Consider the following 15,524-nt stretch of genomic DNA (forward strand, 5'->3'; position numbering starts at 1 on the left):
TAGCCTGAAACACAATCAACTGTGGGAGCGGGCTTGCTCCGGGCGGCGTTCCGACGAAGGCGGTGTGTCAGTCGACGAAAATGTTGTCTGACCCACCGCCTTCGCGAGCAGGCTCGCTCCCACATTGGTTTCTGTGTTGGCAGTCAGATCCGCAACCCGCCATCCATCTCCAGAATCCGCCCGGTGTAGTAGTCGTTCTCGAAGATGTACGCCGCCGAATGGGCGATCTCTTCCGGTTTGCCCATGCGCTTGAGCGGGATTCCCGAGGTCATCTTCTCCAACGCTTCCGGCTTCATGCCCAGGGTCATCTCGGTTTCGATGAAGCCCGGCGCAATGCCTGCCACGCGAATGCCATAACGCGCCAGTTCCTTGGCCCAGGTCACAGTGGCTGCGGCCACGCCAGCCTTGGCGGCAGAGTAGTTGGTCTGGCCAACGTTACCGGCTCGGGAGATCGAAGAAATATTGATGATCGCGCCGCTGTTCTTCAGCTCGACCATTTTCGCCGCCACTTCACGGGTGCACAGGAACACGCCGGTCAGGTTGACGTCGATTACCGCCTGCCACTGGGCCAGACTCATCTTGGTCATTTCGCCGTCCTTGACCTTGAGCAGCAGACCATCCCGCAGGATCCCGGCGTTGTTGATCAGGCCATGGATCGCGCCGAAATCTTCGGCAACCTGCGCGACCATGTGCTCAACCTGTTCTTCATTGGCCACGTTGCACAGATAGCTGCGCGCCTCGACGCCTTTGGCCTTGCAGGCTGCGACCGCGTCGTCGAGTTTTTCCTGATTGAGATCCACCAAGGCCAGCTTCGCGCCTTTGCCGGCGAAATACTCGGCCATGGAACGGCCCAAACCCTGGCAACCGCCGGTGATAATGATTATTTTGTCGTTGAGTTGCATTCGCATGCCCCGATAGCCGGTCTGAGTGGTTTTTGTTATTGGCGACGCTCGATCCGTACCGGTTATGGCCAGACTGCACATGAGCATTGCCCGATGGCGTGACCGGGACCTATCCCCAGGCGCCTGTCCGTTTTTTCGACGGATTCTATTTAAGGAGTCATAAATTGAGCGTTGAAGCGGCCAAGAATGCCCGAGAATTGCTTCTCAAGGAATACCGTGGCGTATTGTCCACCCACTCCAAATCGATGCCCGGTTTCCCGTTTGGCTCAGTGGTGCCGTATTGCCTGGATGAGCAGGGCCGCCCGCTGATCCTGATCAGCCGCATCGCCCAGCACACCCACAACCTGCAGAAGGACCCGAAATGTTCGCTACTGGTGGGCGAGCGCGAGGCCGACGACGTGCAGGCCGTTGGTCGCCTGACCTATCTGGCCGAAGCGCAGAAGCTCGAAGACCCGGCTGCCATCGAAGCCGCCGCCGAGCGTTATTACCGGTATTTCCCCGACTCGCAGAACTACCACAAGGCCCACGACTTTGATTTCTGGGTGCTCAATCCGGTGCGTCACCGCTACATCGGTGGTTTCGGTGCGATTCACTGGGTCGATCAAGTAACCCTGGCCAACCCGTTTGCCGGCAAGGCGGAAATCAGCATGGTCGAGCACATGAACTGCGATCACGCCAAAGCCATCGCCCACTACGTGGAGCTCAGCGGGTTGCCGAAAACCGTACCGGCGCAACTGGCCGGAATCGACAGCGAAGGCATGCACTTGCGCATCGGTCAGGCACTGTATTGGCTGCCGTTTCCAGCGCCTTGTCATACGCCGATACAAGTGCGCGAAGCCTTGGTTTCTCTGGCTCACGCCGAGGTCTGGCCAAAAAATGCGGTGGCCGACGCTTGAATTCACGAAAGGGCGACGTCATCTAAGGCTTACTGCAAGGCATTTCTTGCGTTGAGGAATCTTTGATGCGCCCTTTTTTGTTGCTCTTTCTGCTGTTTCCGGTGCTGGAGCTGTTCGTATTCGTCAAAGTGGCAGGGGCGATCGGGTTTTTCCCGGCCCTGCTGCTGATCATTCTCGGCTCGATGTTCGGCGTGTTCGTGCTGCGCATCGCCGGTCTGGCCACGGCACTGCGTGCCCGTGAAAGCCTGAATCGCGGTGAGTTGCCCGCACAGACCATGCTTGAAGGCTTGATGCTCGCCTTGGCCGGTGGCCTGTTGATCCTGCCGGGCTTCATCAGCGACGTGGTCGGTCTGGTGATGCTGCTGCCGTTCACCCGTCGTCTGCTGGCCAATAAAATGCGTCAGCGCGCTGAAGAGCAGGCGATGCGTCAGCGGGCCTTCGCCGACGACCTGCAGCCCCGTGGCGGTCCTGCACCGCGCCAGCCTCTGGGCCGCGAGGGTGATGTGATCGAAGGCGAGTTCGAACATCGCGACAGCAAGTAACCCCTGTATCGACACGGCACCTTCGGGTGCCGTTTCTTTATGCGCGGCATTCAAGGGGCAAATCGATGAAAAATTTTTGCCCCCCACCCTTGTAATAAGCATATGCGCCCTTATGTATCGGTCACCGAAAGGTTTCCGGCATTTGAGTCGGACAGACTTCCGCGGTTCGCTCGACGAACCGCAACCGGCGCAGGCCGGATTTGTTAAACCCGCCGGGACTACACCGGCCGATGAAAACCACAATTAGGAGAGATCGACAATGAAGCTTCGTCCTCTGCATGACCGCGTCGTCATCCGTCGCAGCGAAGAAGAAAAGAAAACCGCTGGCGGTATCGTCCTGCCAGGTTCGGCTGCTGAAAAAGCCAACCACGGTGTGATTCTCGCTGTAGGCCCGGGCAAGGCTCTGGAAAACGGTGAAGTGCGTGCACTGTCCGTGAAGGAAGGCGACAAGGTTGTGTTCGGTCCTTACTCCGGCAGCAACACTGTGAAAGTCGACGGCGAAGACCTGCTGGTAATGAGCGAGAACGAAATCCTCGCTGTTATCGAAGGCTGATACCCCCCGTTCATTTTCCCGTTACTACAAAGTATTTAAGGAATATCGATCATGGCTGCTAAAGAAGTTAAGTTCGGCGATGCCGCTCGCTCCAAGATGCTCAAAGGCGTCAACGTTCTGGCTGACGCGGTAAAAGCGACCCTGGGCCCGAAAGGCCGTAACGTGATTCTCGAGAAGAGCTTCGGCGCTCCGACCATCACCAAGGACGGCGTTTCCGTCGCCAAGGAAATCGAACTCGAAGATCGCTTCGAAAACATGGGCGCGCAGCTGGTCAAAGACGTTGCCTCCCGTGCCAACGATGACGCTGGTGACGGTACTACCACCGCTACCGTTCTGGCTCAATCGATCGTCAACGAAGGCCTGAAAGCTGTCGCTGCCGGCATGAACCCGATGGACCTGAAGCGCGGTATCGACAAAGCGACCATCGCGATCGTCAAAGAGCTGAAAGCCCTGTCCAAGCCATGCGCTGACACCAAGGCCATCGCTCAGGTAGGTACCATCTCCGCCAACTCCGACAACTCCATCGGCGACATCATTGCCGAAGCCATGGAAAAAGTCGGTAAAGAAGGCGTGATCACCGTTGAAGAAGGCTCGGGCCTGGAAAACGAACTGTCGGTTGTAGAAGGCATGCAGTTCGACCGTGGCTACCTGTCCCCGTACTTCGTCAACAAGCCGGACACCATGGTTGCCGAGCTCGACGGCCCGCTGATCCTGCTGGTCGACAAAAAGATCTCGAACATCCGCGAAATGCTGCCAGTGCTGGAAGCCGTTGCCAAAGCCGGCCGTCCACTGCTGATCGTTGCCGAAGACGTTGAAGGCGAAGCCCTGGCGACTCTGGTCGTGAACAACATGCGTGGCATCGTCAAGGTTGCAGCCGTCAAGGCTCCAGGCTTCGGCGACCGTCGCAAGGCCATGCTGCAGGACATCGCCGTTCTGACCGGCGGTACTGTGATCTCCGAAGAGATCGGCCTGAGCCTGGAAAGCACCACCCTGGAGCACCTGGGTAACGCCAAGCGTGTGACCCTGTCCAAGGAAAACACCATCATCGTTGACGGTGCTGGCGTACAAGGCGACATCGAAGCCCGTATCGCTCAGATCCGCGCCCAGGTTGCCGAAACTTCCTCGGACTACGACCGTGAAAAACTGCAAGAGCGTCTGGCCAAGCTGTCCGGCGGCGTTGCAGTGATCAAGGTTGGCGCTGGTTCCGAAGTTGAAATGAAAGAGAAGAAGGCCCGCGTTGAAGACGCCCTGCACGCAACCCGTGCAGCCGTTGAAGAAGGCGTGGTACCTGGCGGTGGCGTTGCGCTGATCCGTGCTCTGGAAGCCCTGACCGAACTGACCGGCGACAACGCTGACCAGAACGTCGGTATCGCTGTACTGCGTCGTGCTGTTGAAGCACCGCTGCGTCAGATCGCTGCCAACTCCGGTGACGAGCCAAGCGTAGTCGTCAACGAAGTGAAGAACGGCAAAGGTAACTTCGGTTACAACGCTGCTTCGGGCGAATACGGCGACATGATCGAAATGGGCATCCTGGACCCAACCAAGGTAACCCGTTCCGCTCTGCAAGCTGCAGCCTCGATCGGCGGTCTGATCCTGACCACCGAAGCAGCTGTTGCTGATGCACCGAAGAAAGAAGGTGCAGCTGGCGGCGGTATGCCAGACATGGGCGGCATGGGTGGCATGGGCGGCATGATGTAAGCCAGCCTTACCCCTGTAACGAAAAACCCCGCCTGCGATGAGCAGGCGGGGTTTTTTATTGCCTTCGATTTGTTGTTGGCGCTATACCGAGGTGGGGCCATCGCTGGCAAGCCAGCTCCCACAGGTTTAGCGCAATCCTTGTGGGAGCTGGCTTGCCAGCGATGGCGTCAGAGCAGTCGACACAAAGCTTGACTGACCTGACCTGAACCACCGTCGGTTACTGCTCGCTGACCTGGACAGTGCTGTCCTTCGCCGGCTTCCAGCTCAACAACTGCTGTTTGAAGCCATAACTGGCCGCCTGGTAATACGCAATGGCCCGGCTGACCAGCGGATCGTCGCTGCTGACCCGCGACTCGCGGCTTTCGGTCAGCGCATCGTCATGCCGGCGCAAGCCCTGGCGCGGGCTGAGGATCGCCAGATCCTTGCCGTCGAACAGGCCCAGGTGCTGGTAGTTGCCGACCACCACGCGCGGTGGCAGCGGGTTGTCCTGCAACAGGTTGCGACCGAAGAACGTCGAGGTGTAATCCAGGTTGAGCAAGCCCAGCAGTGTCGGCGCCAGGTCGATCTGACTGGCCAGTTGCGCGCTCTCGCGAGCTTCGATCATTTTCGGCGCGTAGATGAACAGCGGGATCTGGTAGTTGGCGATCGGCAAGTCTTCTTTACCGGCGCTGCCCGCGGTGTGGTCGGCGACGAAGATGAAGATGGTGTTGTCGAACCACGGTTTCTGCCGCGCCTGCTCCAGGAACTGACCAATCGCGTAGTCGGTGTACTTCACCGCGCCATCACGACCGTTGCCGGACTTGATGTCGATCCGGTTGTCGGGGTAGGTGTAAGGGCGATGGTTGGAGGTGGTCATCAGTTGCAGCAGAAACGGCTGCTGTTTGGCGTAGTCGGCATCCGCCAGTTTCAGGGTCTGGCGGTACAGATCTTCGTCGGCCATGCCCCAGGCGTTCTTGAAGTGGATCTCGGCTTCATCGACGCTGCTCTGATCGACCACACGATAGCCGTTGCCGCTGAAGAACGCGTTCATGTTGTCGAAGTAGCCGCGTCCGCCGTAGACGAACACGCTGTCGTAACCCACCGCGCTCAACTGCTGGCCAAGGCTGGCGAAACCGCTTTCACGGCCGATGCGCTTGACGATCGAGCGGCCTGGCGTCGGCGGGATGGCCAGGGTGATCGCTTCCAGACCGCGGTCGGTGCGGGTGCCGGTGGCGTAGAAGTTGTTGAAGTACAGACTCTGCTTGCGCAAGGCGTCGAGGTTTGGCGTCAGGTTGCGACCGTCGCCATTGCTGCCCAGGTACTTGGCGCTCAGGCTTTCGATGGTCACCAGCACAATGTTCGGCTTGCGCGGGGTGCCCGGGTTGTCGATCACCCGGCGAATGTCCTGTGGATCCTTGCCGATGAAGCGCGCGTCGCTTTCGCTCAGCTCGGCGCGGATCTGGCTGGCGACTTTTTCTGCCGGCAGGCTCTTGTAGAACTGGGTGTAGTCGAGTTCATTGTTACGGAACGCGGCGAAGAACTGATACGGGCCGTTGCTGGCCAGTTCGTTCTGGTAGGCGTTGCCGCCCTGGGCACGTGGGGCGTCCTGGCTGAGCAGTTGCAGGCTCAGACCCGCGACGATCAACAGGCCCAAGGCACTGAGCAGACGCCCGCGCAGCGCTGGCAGCGGGGCATTCATGGCAGCATTGAACGGCTTGCCCAAGGCAAAGCTGATAACCACGGCCAGTACCGCGAGGAGGCTCAGCAGTTTGCCGATCGGGTACGACTCGAGGACGTTGTTCAGCACTTCGTCGGAATACACCAGGTAATCGACGGCGATGAAGTTGAAACGCACGCCGAACTCGTCCCAGAACAGCCATTCGGCCACCGCCACGAACAGCATGGCGAACAGGCTGATGGTCAGCAGGGCGCGCAGGAACCCGCGATGCCCACGACGACGCCACAGGCCCGGCGGGCAGAGCAGCAGGTACAAGCCCATCGGCAATGCCGCATAGGCCAGGAAACCCAGGTCGTAGAGCGCGCCGATGCCGAACACCGACAGGGCGAAGCCGCCGGCCTCATCCAGGTGAGTCAGCAGCAGTACCGCTCGAGTCAGAAGAAAGATGACCAGCCAGGCGCCGGTGATGAGCAGCAGAAAGCGCATGGGCGCAGTCTTGAAAGGGTCCATTGTCTCGTTTTCCTTATATCAATGGCGCGCGAGTGTCACGGCGCCACTGTAATCAGGTTGTGAATCCATAGTGAAAACTTTGTTAAATATTTAATTTGGTTAGGCAAATGGATCGGCGTGCCTGCCGGCCCTAGCCCTGAAACGGCGTTGGCCTTAAGCTGCGCGGGCCATGACGGCCGTAACTGTGTACGGAGGAGATGCCAATGCGAATTCTATTGGTCGAAGACAACCGCGATATCCTGGCCAACCTGGCCGATTACCTGGGGCTCAAAGGCTATACCGTCGATTGCGCCCAGGACGGCTTGTCGGGCCTGCATCTGGCTGCCACCGAGCATTACGACCTGATCGTGCTCGATATCATGCTGCCGGGGATCGACGGCTACACCCTGTGCAAGCGCCTGCGTGAAGACGCCCGACGCGATACGCCGGTGATCATGCTCACCGCCCGCGATCAACTGGACGACCGGCTGCAGGGCTTCAAGTCCGGGGCCGACGATTATCTGGTCAAACCGTTCGCCCTGTCGGAACTGGCGGCACGCATCGAAGCCGTGATGCGTCGCACCCAGGGCGGCGGCCGTCGCGCGCTGCAGGTCGGTGACCTGACCTACGACCTCGACACGCTGGAAGTGACCCGCGAGGGCAAGCTGCTCAAGCTCAACCCGGTCGGCCTCAAGCTGCTGGCAGTCTTGATGCAAAAGAGTCCGCATGTCCTGCGCCGGGAAATTCTCGAAGAAGCGCTGTGGGGCGATGACTGCCCGGACAGCGACAGCCTGCGCAGCCACGTCCACCAATTGCGTCAGGTGATCGACAAGCCATTCGCCAAGCCGTTGCTGCAAACCGTGCACGGCGTGGGTTACCGCCTGGCCGAGGGGCGTGATGGAGTTTAAGCAAAGCCTTTCCCAGCGGATCATCATCGCCTTTGCGCTGATGAGTGCGCTGGTGGCCGGGGCCTTCGCCATGGGCATCGTGGCGACCGTGCACCTGGTGGAGGAAAAACTGATTTCGGCGGGGCTGGGCGGCGACCTGCAGCGTCTGCTGCTGATGGACAACGTCTCGGACTGGAGCCATCGCCCGGAACCGGACCAGTTGTTCTATTTCAGCGGCGGACCGGGTGATTTCGAGCTGCCCAAGGATCTGCGTCACCTCGATGCGGGGTTCCACGAAGTGTTCCGCGAGCAGCTGTCGTATCACGCGATGGTCGAGATCGTCGACGGTCGCCGCTACGTGCTGCTGCAGGATCAAAGCGATTTCGAAGAACGCGAGCGCGTGCTGTTTGCCGTGGTGCTGGTGGGCTTTGTGCTCAGTCTGGCGCTGGCGGTATTCCTCGGCTGGGTGCTGGCGCGCAAGGTCATGGCGCCGGTGGTGCGCCTGGCACGGCAAGTACGGCATCGCGATCAGTTGCTCGGTCTGGCGCCGCCACTGGCGCCGGACTATGCGGCTGACGAAGTCGGCGAACTGGCGGTGGCGTTCGATGCAACGCTTGGTCGTCTGCGTCAGGCGCTGACCCGCGAGCGGCTGTTCACCAGCGATGTCAGCCACGAACTGCGCACGCCGTTAATGGTGCTGGCCAGTTCCTGCGAACTGCTGCTGGAAAATCCGGGGCTGGATCAACGCGGTCGTGCCCAGGTCGAGCGCATCGCCCGCGCCAGCGAAGAAATGCGTGAACTGGTGCAGACCTTCCTGATGCTCGCCCGCGCCCAGCGTGAAGACGCCGGTTCGGCACCGCAGCAGAACATCAGTCAGGTGGCCGATGGCTTGTTGAGTATCTGGCGTGAACCGATCGAATCGAAAGGGCTGCGGCTGATGTTCGAGCCGGGCAATCCGCCGGACACTCGCTTCAACGCGACTCTGCTCAGCGCGGTCATGGGCAATTTGTTGCGCAACGCCTGCCACTACACCGAGCAGGGCTTCATCCGCCTGACGCTCAACGACAACGGCTTCGTCGTCGAAGATTCGGGCGTCGGCATTCCCGAGGAAAAACGCGAGGCCATGTTCCAGCCCTTCGTGCGCGGCAATGAGAAGCGCGGCGAAGGCCTGGGCCTGGGCTTGTCGCTGGTGCAGCGGATCTGCGAGAACCAGGGCTGGGAGGTGACATTGAGCACCATGCAGCCCAATGGTTGCCGCTTTGAGGTGACGCTGGGCCGTGCTGACGGTCGCTGATGGCCCCGCGCTATTGCTTTCTCCCTGTAAAACCCTGTAATAGTTTGCCGGTTTACCTGACGTAATTTTCACAAAGGAACGACCTGACGCTGACATGCCACTACCTATGGTAGGGGCATCAGTTATTCAGGAGTCCTGAAAATGAGCAGACCGATCAAGCTCGATTTTTCCGAAAAGTATGATGACCAGCATGCACAAAAATATTTGCGCAAGCATCAGGACGGTCTCGGTCGTCGGTTGTCACATTGGCGGGACGAGCAACTGGCCCGCAGGGCGTTGACGCTGGCGGGCGAGCCGGGGCTGGTTCTGGATCTGCCGTGTGGTGCAGGGCGTTTCTGGCCGTTGCTGGCGGAAAAACCCAATCGGGTGATTATTGGCGCGGACAATTCCGAGTCTATGATCAAGACCGCGCTGCAGGCGCAGCCGGCTGATGTGGTGAAACGGGTACAACCTTTGCACACGTCAGCGTTCGACATTGCCTTGCCGGATAACGCCGTCGACAGCATTTTCTGCATGCGTTTGCTGCATCACATCGGTGAAGCCGAACATCGGCGGACGATTTTGCGCGAATTCGAGCGTGTCACCCGTGACAGCGTAATCATTTCGTTGTGGGTGGACGGTAATTTCAAGGCCTGGAAACGCAAACGCGCTGAACAGCGGCGCGGGCAGGAAGGTTACCAAAACCGGTTTGTGTTACCGGCTGTGACAGTAGAAAAAGAGTTCGAAGAGGCAGGTTTTCGCATTCAGGAACAACTGGACTTCATTCCGCTCTATGCCATGTGGCGGGTTTACGTATTACGCAAGAGGTAACAGGATGGCGGTGCAAATAGCAGCAGAAACGGAAGTCGCTCCCCAAGATCGCTTCGACTACTACTGGAACCAGCGCGGTGAATGGGTGGAAGAACCCAACGTGCGCCGTGGCGGGGAAAGTGGTGTGCAACGAGTCGTGGGCCGTGACGGCCAGTTACTGTATGCCAAGCGCCAGACCGGACATATCTATCGCAGTTGGCTGCATCCCTTCGGCCGGCCGACAGTCTTGCGAGAGCTGGATGCCCTGACCGGTGTCAGCCGCCTCGGCGTACGCGTCCCGCAAATCGTCTTCTGCGGTGCGCAGCCCGATCCGCAACACAAGTGGCGTGCGCTGCTGGTGACCAAGTCGCTGGACGGTTTCGACGAACTCGAGAAGTGGGAAGCCGCCGGTGGCCGTGCCCAATATGGCGAAGCGGTTTACGAGCGCGTCCTCAAAGACCTGGCCGAAAACCTCGCGCGCATGCACAAGGGCCGTTGGCAGCACAGCTGTATCTACATCAAACACGTTTTTGTACGGGTGACCGGCGAAGGTGATTCGGCTCAGGTCGAAGTGGCATTGATCGATCTGGAGAAATGCCGTCAGCGTCTGACCGCTTATCGCGCGGCCTCCCATGACATGAAGCAATTGCGTCGCCATTCGTCGTTCAGCGACACGGACTGGAAAAAACTCGTCTACTTTTATGAGACGGCGTTTGGCAGCGCTATCAAAGGTTTATAGCGATGAAACTCGAAATTGCACGAGGTTTGTTTTTGGTTGGAGCCTTGGCAGTTGCTTCATTGGCGGTGGCGGCCTGGGAGCAGCCCCGCATGCAGGTGATCGGTGCTACCACAGGCGATGCTCACTGCGCAGTACCACGGGTGGCGAAAGCCTCCGTGGCCACTAAACCTGACCATGATCTGTTGTTGTTCATGTTCGGACTTTCTCAAGGGATGAGGCCACAGAGTTGAACCGATTGAAGCCAAAATGAAAGGCCTCGCAGATGCGAGGCCTTTTTTATTGCGCGTGTTCCAGGGATCACACCATTCCCCTGTGGGATCGGCGATGGATGGCAGGTTTGTGGCTGGCCGCGATCAAGGGTGGGAGTGGGCTTGCTCACGAAGGGGCCGGCACATTCAGCATTGCTGTTGACTGACCTGGCGCTTTCGCGAGCAAGCCCGCTCCCACAGGGGACTGTGGTGGATGAAGGATTGGGGGGGCTTGCCGCGATCAAGGGTGGGAGTGGGCTTGCTCACGAAGGGGCCGGCACATTCAGCATTGCTGTTGACTGACCCGACGCTTTCGCGAGCAAGCCCGCTCCCACAGGGGACTGTGGTGGATGAAGGATTGGGGGGCTTGCCGCGATCAAGGGTGGGAGTGGGCTTGCTCACGAAGAGGCCGGCACATTCAGCATGGCTGTTGACTGACCTGACGCTTTCGCGAGCAAGCCCGCTGCCACAGGGGACTGTGGTGGATGAAGGATTGGGGGGGCTGGCCGCGATCAAGGGTGGGAGTGGGCTTGCTCACGAAGGGGCCGGCACATTCAGCATTGCTGTTGACTGACCTGACGCTTTCGCGAGCAAGCCCGCTCCCACAAGGGTAAATCGCTGTTATTTCGGATCGGGTTTCGCCAATAGGGTGTAGATGCACGGCAGCACAAACAGCGTAAACAGGGTGCCGATCGACATCCCCGTTGCAATCACGGTGCCGATATCGAACCGGCTCACGGCGCCCGCACCGGTCGCCAGAATCAACGGCACCATGCCGAACACCATCGCCGCCGTGGTCATCAACACCGGGCGCAAGCGGATTGCCGCCGCTTCCTCGACCGCTTCGCGCGCGGTCAGGCCCTTGTCCTTGCGCAGTTGGTTGGCGAACTCGACGATCAGGATCCCGTGCTTGCTGATCAGCCCGATCAGGGTCACCAGTCCGACCTGGGTGTAGATGTTCATGCTCGACCAGCCAAGGAACAGCGGAATCAACGCACCACAGATCGACAGCGGCACCGTCACCAGAATCACCAGCGGATCACGGAAGCTCTCGAACTGCGCCGCCAGCACCAGGAAAATGATCGCCAGCGCCAGGGCGAAGGTTACCCACAGAGCGCTGCCTTCCTGCACGTACTGGCGCGAGGCGCCGCCATAGTCGAAGGCAAACCCGGCAGGCGCTTCTTCCCGGGCGATCTGCAGCACGGTGTCGATGGCCTCGCCCATGCTGACCAACGGGAATCCGGAAATCTTCGCCGCGTTGAGTTGCTGGAACTGGTTGAGCTGGCGCGGTCGCGCCCGGTCGCTGACCTTGATCAGCGTCGACAGCGGCAGCAGCTCGCCCTGGGTGTTCTTCACGTAGTAGTTGTTCAGCCAGCCAGGGTTTTCGCGGTACGGTCGTTCGACCTGGGCAATCACTTTGTAACTGCGGCCTTCGATGGTGAAACGGTTGATTTCCGCCTCACCCAGCAGCGTCGCCAGGGTGCCGCCCAGATCCTGCATCGACACGCCCATCTGCGCGGCTTTGGCACGGTCGATATCGACGACCACTTCCGGCTTGTCGAACGCCAGATCGAGGTCGACGAAGGCGAACTTGCCCGACTCCATCGCACGTTTCTTGATCCGGTCGGCCACTTGCAGCAGCAATTCGTAGTCGTTGGCGGTATTGACCACGAATTCGAACGGCAAACCTTCACCGGTGCCAGGCAGGGAGGGCAGGTTGAAACCGAAAATCTGCAGGCCGGGGATACTCGCCAGTTTGCCTTGGACCTCGGGCAGGATCTGCATCTGCGTGCGGCTGCGCTCGTTCCATGGCTTGAGCAGGAAGCCGCCGATGCCCGCTTGCACACCGTTGTAGCCGTTGATCTGAAACGAGGAGTAGTACTCCGGAAACTCCTTGAAGATCTTGATGAATTCGTCGGTGTAAGTGCTCAGGTAATCGAGGTTGGTCGGCTGGGGGGCCGTGGCCATCATGAAGATGATGCCCTGATCCTCGTCCGGCGCCAGTTCCGACTTGGTGAACTTGAGAAACACCGGGATCAGGCACAACACGATCACCGCGAACACCAGCACCACCGGCCGCGTGTTCAATGTGCCGTGGAGCATGCTCTGGTAGCGGCGCTTGAGACCGTCGAAAATGCGGTCGAGGCGGTGCGCCAGGCCACTGGGGTTTTCTTCATGGCGCAACAGCAGGGCGCACATCATCGGCGACAGGGTCAGTGCAACGATCCCGGAGATCACCACGGCGCCGGCCAGGGTCAGGGCGAACTCCTTGAACAAGGCCCCGGTCAGCCCGGTGAGGAAGCCGATCGGCGCATACACCGCCGCCAGGGTGATGGTCATCGACACCACCGGCATGGCGATTTCCCGCGCACCTTCCAGCGCGGCCTCCAGCGGCGTCTTGCCTTCCTCGATGTGTCGGTGAATGTTCTCCACCACCACAATCGCGTCATCCACCACCAGACCGATGGCCAGCACCATCGCCAACAGGGTCAGCAGGTTGATCGAGTAGCCCATCATCTGCATGAAGAACATCACGCCGATCATCGACAGCGGGATGGTCACCACCGGGATCACCACCGAGCGCAACGCGCCGAGGAACAGGAACACCACCACAATCACGATCAGCACCGCTTCGAACAGGGTTTTCACCACTTCGTCGATCGAGGCCTGGATGAACTGGGTGGCGTCGTAGGCAATCTCGCTCTTGAGGTTGGGCGGCAATTGCGCTTCCAGCTCCGGCATCAGCTTGCGCACTTCCCGGATCACGTCCAGCGGGTTGGCGCCCGGCGTGGCCTTGATGCCGATGTACACCGACGGCGTGCCGCCGAACGAGCTGATCGAGTCGTAGTTTTCCGCGCCCATCTCGACCCGCGCGACATCGCTGAGCAGCACGCGGCTGTCGCCACTGACCTTGAGCGGAATCGCCGCGAAGGCTTCGGCGGATTTCAGTTCGGTGTTGGCGTTGATGCTGGTGACCACGTACTCGCCCTTCACCTCGCCAGCGGCGGAGAGGAAGTTGTACTGGCGCACGGCGTTGGTCACGTCGCTGGCGCTGAGGCCGAAACCGGCGAGCTTCACCGGGTCGAGCCACAGGCGCATGGCGAATACCTGATTACCGAGAATCTCCGCCTCGGCCATGCCCGGCAGGGTCGCCAGTTTCGGCTGGATCACCCGCGACAGGTAGTCGGTGATCTGCGGGTTGCTCAAGTCCTTGCTGAAGAAGCTGATGTACATCAGCGCCGAGGCGTCGGCCGATTCCTTGCTCAGCACCGGGTCTTCGGCGTCCTGCGGCAGTTTGTTCTTCACCTCATTGGCCTTGGCCAGCAGTTCGGTGAACAAACGGTCGGTGTTGGACCCGATGCGCGCGTAGATCGAGATCACCGAGAAGTTCTGGCGGCTGACCGAGGTCATGTAGTCGATGCCTTCGGCGCTCGCCAGGCTCTGTTGCATCGGTTGAGTGATGTAGCCCTGAATGGTCTCGGCGTTGGCCCCGGGGTAGGCGGTGGTCACCGTGATCAGGGCGTTTTCCATTTGCGGGTACTGGCGCAGCGGCAGTTTGCTCCAGGCCTGGAAACCCAGCAGCACAATCAGCAGGCTGACCACGGTGGCGAGCACCGGGCGGCGGATGAACGGATCGGTAAAAGCCATGGGGATTCCTTGATCAGTCGGCGCGAGGCGGACTGTTCTGCTCGCCGAGGGTCTTGTCGTCGCTGATGGCAATGTGTGCGCCGTTGTCCAGTTTGATCTGGCCGGCGGTCACTACTTGTTCGCCGCTCTGCACGCCCTTGTTGATCATCACCAGGCCATCGCGGCGCTCACCGGTCTCGATGAAGCGACGTTCGGCGATCAGTACCGGTTGGCCCTTGTCGTCTTTTTCGACGCTGCCGTCCTCGGCCTTTTTCTGCCCGACCACGTACAGCGAGTTGCCGTAGAGGGTGTAGGTGATCGCGCTTTCCGGGACCACGATGTGTTTCTGCGGGTCGGGCAGCAACACGTTGAGGCTGGCGAACATGCCCGGCAGCAATTTGCCGTCGGGGTTGGCCAGGGTCGCGCGCACCAGAATATTGCGCGTGGTGCTCTCGACAATCGGGTTGATCGCACTGATGGCGCCGGGGAAGTTCTGCCCGGGATAGGCTGCGACACCGATCTGCACCGGTTGCCCGATGGCCAGTTTTGGCACCGATTGCTCGGGCACATAGAAGTCGGCGTAGAGGCTGCTCAGATCCTGCAGGGTGGCGATTTTGGTGCCGCTGGCGAGGTAGTCGCCGACATCCACCTGACGGATGCCGATGGTGCCGCTGAATGGCGCAAGGATGCGTTTTTTCGCCAGCGAAGCGTTGAGCTGATTGACCGTGGCCTTGTTCTTTTGCAACACGGCGGAGAGACGGTCGTACTCGCCTTTGGAGATCGCGCGGCTGTCGACCAGTTGGCTGCCGCGACCGAAATCCAGTTGCGCCAGTCCCAGGTCAGCCTTGGCGGTTTCCAGCAGGGCGGTCTCGACCGCGCTGTCGAGCTGCAGCAGCGGTTGCCCGGCCTTGACCTTCTGTCCGGATTCGAATTTGAGTTCGGTGACGGTGCCGGCGACTTCAAGACTCAGCTCGACGCCTTGCAAGGCCTTCAGCGAGCCGACGGTGGGCAAACGCATCTGCCACGGCTGTTCGCTGGCGCGAGCCACGGCGACGCTGATCGGCGGTTTTGGTTTGGAGAAGCCCTGGATCATGGTGTAGATCGAAAAGGCTTTGTACCCGCCCAATACCAGGACGACCAGCAAGACAACACCCAACATGATCAGCATGCGGCGACGCAGCATATTTCCAGTTCCTTGGATAA

General features: G+C 60.0%; 13 protein-coding genes. 9 read left to right on the plus strand and 4 right to left on the minus strand.

Features of this window, described 5'->3' with window-relative positions:
* Positions 1–143 precede the first annotated feature (143 nt).
* The gene (locus KCG87_RS17355; protein ID WP_098965353.1) at positions 144–902 is read right to left on the minus strand and encodes an SDR family oxidoreductase; all 759 of its coding nucleotides are present in this window, start codon (positions 900–902) and stop codon (positions 144–146) included.
* Positions 903–1,066: 164 nt separating this feature from the next.
* Between KCG87_RS17355 and KCG87_RS17360 the strand changes: the two genes are divergently transcribed.
* The 4 genes from KCG87_RS17360 (at position 1,067) to groL (ending at position 4,591) form a co-directional block, all read left to right on the plus strand.
* Complete coding sequence (locus KCG87_RS17360; RefSeq protein WP_210558468.1) at positions 1,067–1,798, plus strand: HugZ family protein; 732 nt, start codon at positions 1,067–1,069, stop codon at positions 1,796–1,798.
* A 65-nt stretch (positions 1,799–1,863) separates the two neighbouring features.
* Entirely contained in the window at positions 1,864–2,340 is a 477-nt protein-coding gene (locus KCG87_RS17365; RefSeq protein WP_202368913.1) for an FxsA family protein, read from the plus strand.
* 259 nt (positions 2,341–2,599) lie between these two features.
* Positions 2,600–2,893 (plus strand): co-chaperone GroES, encoded by a 294-nt coding sequence (locus tag KCG87_RS17370; protein WP_007916610.1) that lies wholly within the window; start codon positions 2,600–2,602, stop codon positions 2,891–2,893.
* A 51-nt stretch (positions 2,894–2,944) separates the two neighbouring features.
* Positions 2,945–4,591, plus strand: a complete 1,647-nt coding sequence (groL, locus tag KCG87_RS17375) for a chaperonin GroEL (RefSeq protein ID WP_039765873.1) — start codon at positions 2,945–2,947, stop codon at positions 4,589–4,591.
* 217 nt (positions 4,592–4,808) lie between these two features.
* On the opposite strand, the gene KCG87_RS17380 is transcribed toward groL, so the two are convergent.
* The gene (locus KCG87_RS17380; protein ID WP_210558466.1) at positions 4,809–6,758 is read right to left on the minus strand and encodes an LTA synthase family protein; all 1,950 of its coding nucleotides are present in this window, start codon (positions 6,756–6,758) and stop codon (positions 4,809–4,811) included.
* 203 nt (positions 6,759–6,961) lie between these two features.
* Between KCG87_RS17380 and colR the strand changes: the two genes are divergently transcribed.
* The 5 genes from colR to KCG87_RS17405 all read left to right on the plus strand — a co-directional run bounded on the left by colR (position 6,962) and on the right by KCG87_RS17405 (position 10,676).
* The gene (colR, locus tag KCG87_RS17385; RefSeq protein ID WP_007964011.1) at positions 6,962–7,645 is read left to right on the plus strand and encodes a two-component system response regulator ColR; all 684 of its coding nucleotides are present in this window, start codon (positions 6,962–6,964) and stop codon (positions 7,643–7,645) included.
* Complete coding sequence (locus KCG87_RS17390; RefSeq protein WP_098965347.1) at positions 7,635–8,918, plus strand: HAMP domain-containing sensor histidine kinase; 1,284 nt, start codon at positions 7,635–7,637, stop codon at positions 8,916–8,918. Before colR ends, KCG87_RS17390 begins: the two co-directional genes overlap by 11 nt.
* 141 nt (positions 8,919–9,059) lie before the next feature.
* Entirely contained in the window at positions 9,060–9,728 is a 669-nt protein-coding gene (locus KCG87_RS17395; protein WP_210558464.1) for a class I SAM-dependent methyltransferase, read from the plus strand.
* Between the two features lie 4 nt (positions 9,729–9,732).
* Positions 9,733–10,446 carry a lipopolysaccharide kinase InaA family protein gene (locus KCG87_RS17400; RefSeq protein ID WP_096795130.1) on the plus strand — a complete coding sequence of 238 codons (714 nt, stop codon included), beginning with the start codon at positions 9,733–9,735 and terminating at the stop codon, positions 10,444–10,446.
* Between the two features lie 2 nt (positions 10,447–10,448).
* Positions 10,449–10,676, plus strand: a complete 228-nt coding sequence (locus KCG87_RS17405; RefSeq protein WP_025111684.1) for a hypothetical protein — start codon at positions 10,449–10,451, stop codon at positions 10,674–10,676.
* 639 nt (positions 10,677–11,315) lie between these two features.
* Here KCG87_RS17405 and KCG87_RS17410 read toward each other — a convergent pair.
* Both KCG87_RS17410 and KCG87_RS17415 read right to left on the minus strand, forming a co-directional pair.
* A complete protein-coding gene (locus KCG87_RS17410; RefSeq protein ID WP_135296456.1) occupies positions 11,316–14,342 on the minus strand; it encodes a multidrug efflux RND transporter permease subunit in 3,027 nt (1,008 codons plus the stop codon).
* 13 nt (positions 14,343–14,355) lie between these two features.
* Positions 14,356–15,504, minus strand: coding sequence for an efflux RND transporter periplasmic adaptor subunit (locus KCG87_RS17415; protein ID WP_097086027.1), 1,149 nt, complete (start codon positions 15,502–15,504; stop codon positions 14,356–14,358).
* Between the last annotated feature and the right edge of the window lie 20 nt (positions 15,505–15,524).

The sequence above is a fragment of the Pseudomonas sp. MWU347 genome, assembly GCF_017947305.1.
Lineage (GTDB): Bacteria > Pseudomonadota > Gammaproteobacteria > Pseudomonadales > Pseudomonadaceae > Aquipseudomonas > Aquipseudomonas putida_A.

Excerpts from the sequence above, each read along its gene's own strand:
- KCG87_RS17370 (WP_007916610.1), top strand. The coding sequence starts at position 2,600 with ATGAAGCTTCGTCCTCTGCATGACCGCGTCGTCATCCGTCGCAGCGAA.
- KCG87_RS17400 (WP_096795130.1), top strand. The coding sequence starts at position 9,733 with ATGGCGGTGCAAATAGCAGCAGAAACGGAAGTCGCTCCCCAAGATCGC.
- KCG87_RS17390 (WP_098965347.1), top strand. The coding sequence starts at position 7,635 with ATGGAGTTTAAGCAAAGCCTTTCCCAGCGGATCATCATCGCCTTTGCG.
- KCG87_RS17365 (WP_202368913.1), top strand. The coding sequence starts at position 1,864 with ATGCGCCCTTTTTTGTTGCTCTTTCTGCTGTTTCCGGTGCTGGAGCTG.
- KCG87_RS17380 (WP_210558466.1), bottom strand. The coding sequence starts at position 6,758 with ATGGACCCTTTCAAGACTGCGCCCATGCGCTTTCTGCTGCTCATCACC.
- KCG87_RS17405 (WP_025111684.1), top strand. The coding sequence starts at position 10,449 with ATGAAACTCGAAATTGCACGAGGTTTGTTTTTGGTTGGAGCCTTGGCA.
- KCG87_RS17395 (WP_210558464.1), top strand. The coding sequence starts at position 9,060 with ATGAGCAGACCGATCAAGCTCGATTTTTCCGAAAAGTATGATGACCAG.
- colR (WP_007964011.1), top strand. The coding sequence starts at position 6,962 with ATGCGAATTCTATTGGTCGAAGACAACCGCGATATCCTGGCCAACCTG.
- groL (WP_039765873.1), top strand. The coding sequence starts at position 2,945 with ATGGCTGCTAAAGAAGTTAAGTTCGGCGATGCCGCTCGCTCCAAGATG.
- KCG87_RS17410 (WP_135296456.1), bottom strand. The coding sequence starts at position 14,342 with ATGGCTTTTACCGATCCGTTCATCCGCCGCCCGGTGCTCGCCACCGTG.
- KCG87_RS17355 (WP_098965353.1), bottom strand. The coding sequence starts at position 902 with ATGCAACTCAACGACAAAATAATCATTATCACCGGCGGTTGCCAGGGT.
- KCG87_RS17415 (WP_097086027.1), bottom strand. The coding sequence starts at position 15,504 with ATGCTGCGTCGCCGCATGCTGATCATGTTGGGTGTTGTCTTGCTGGTC.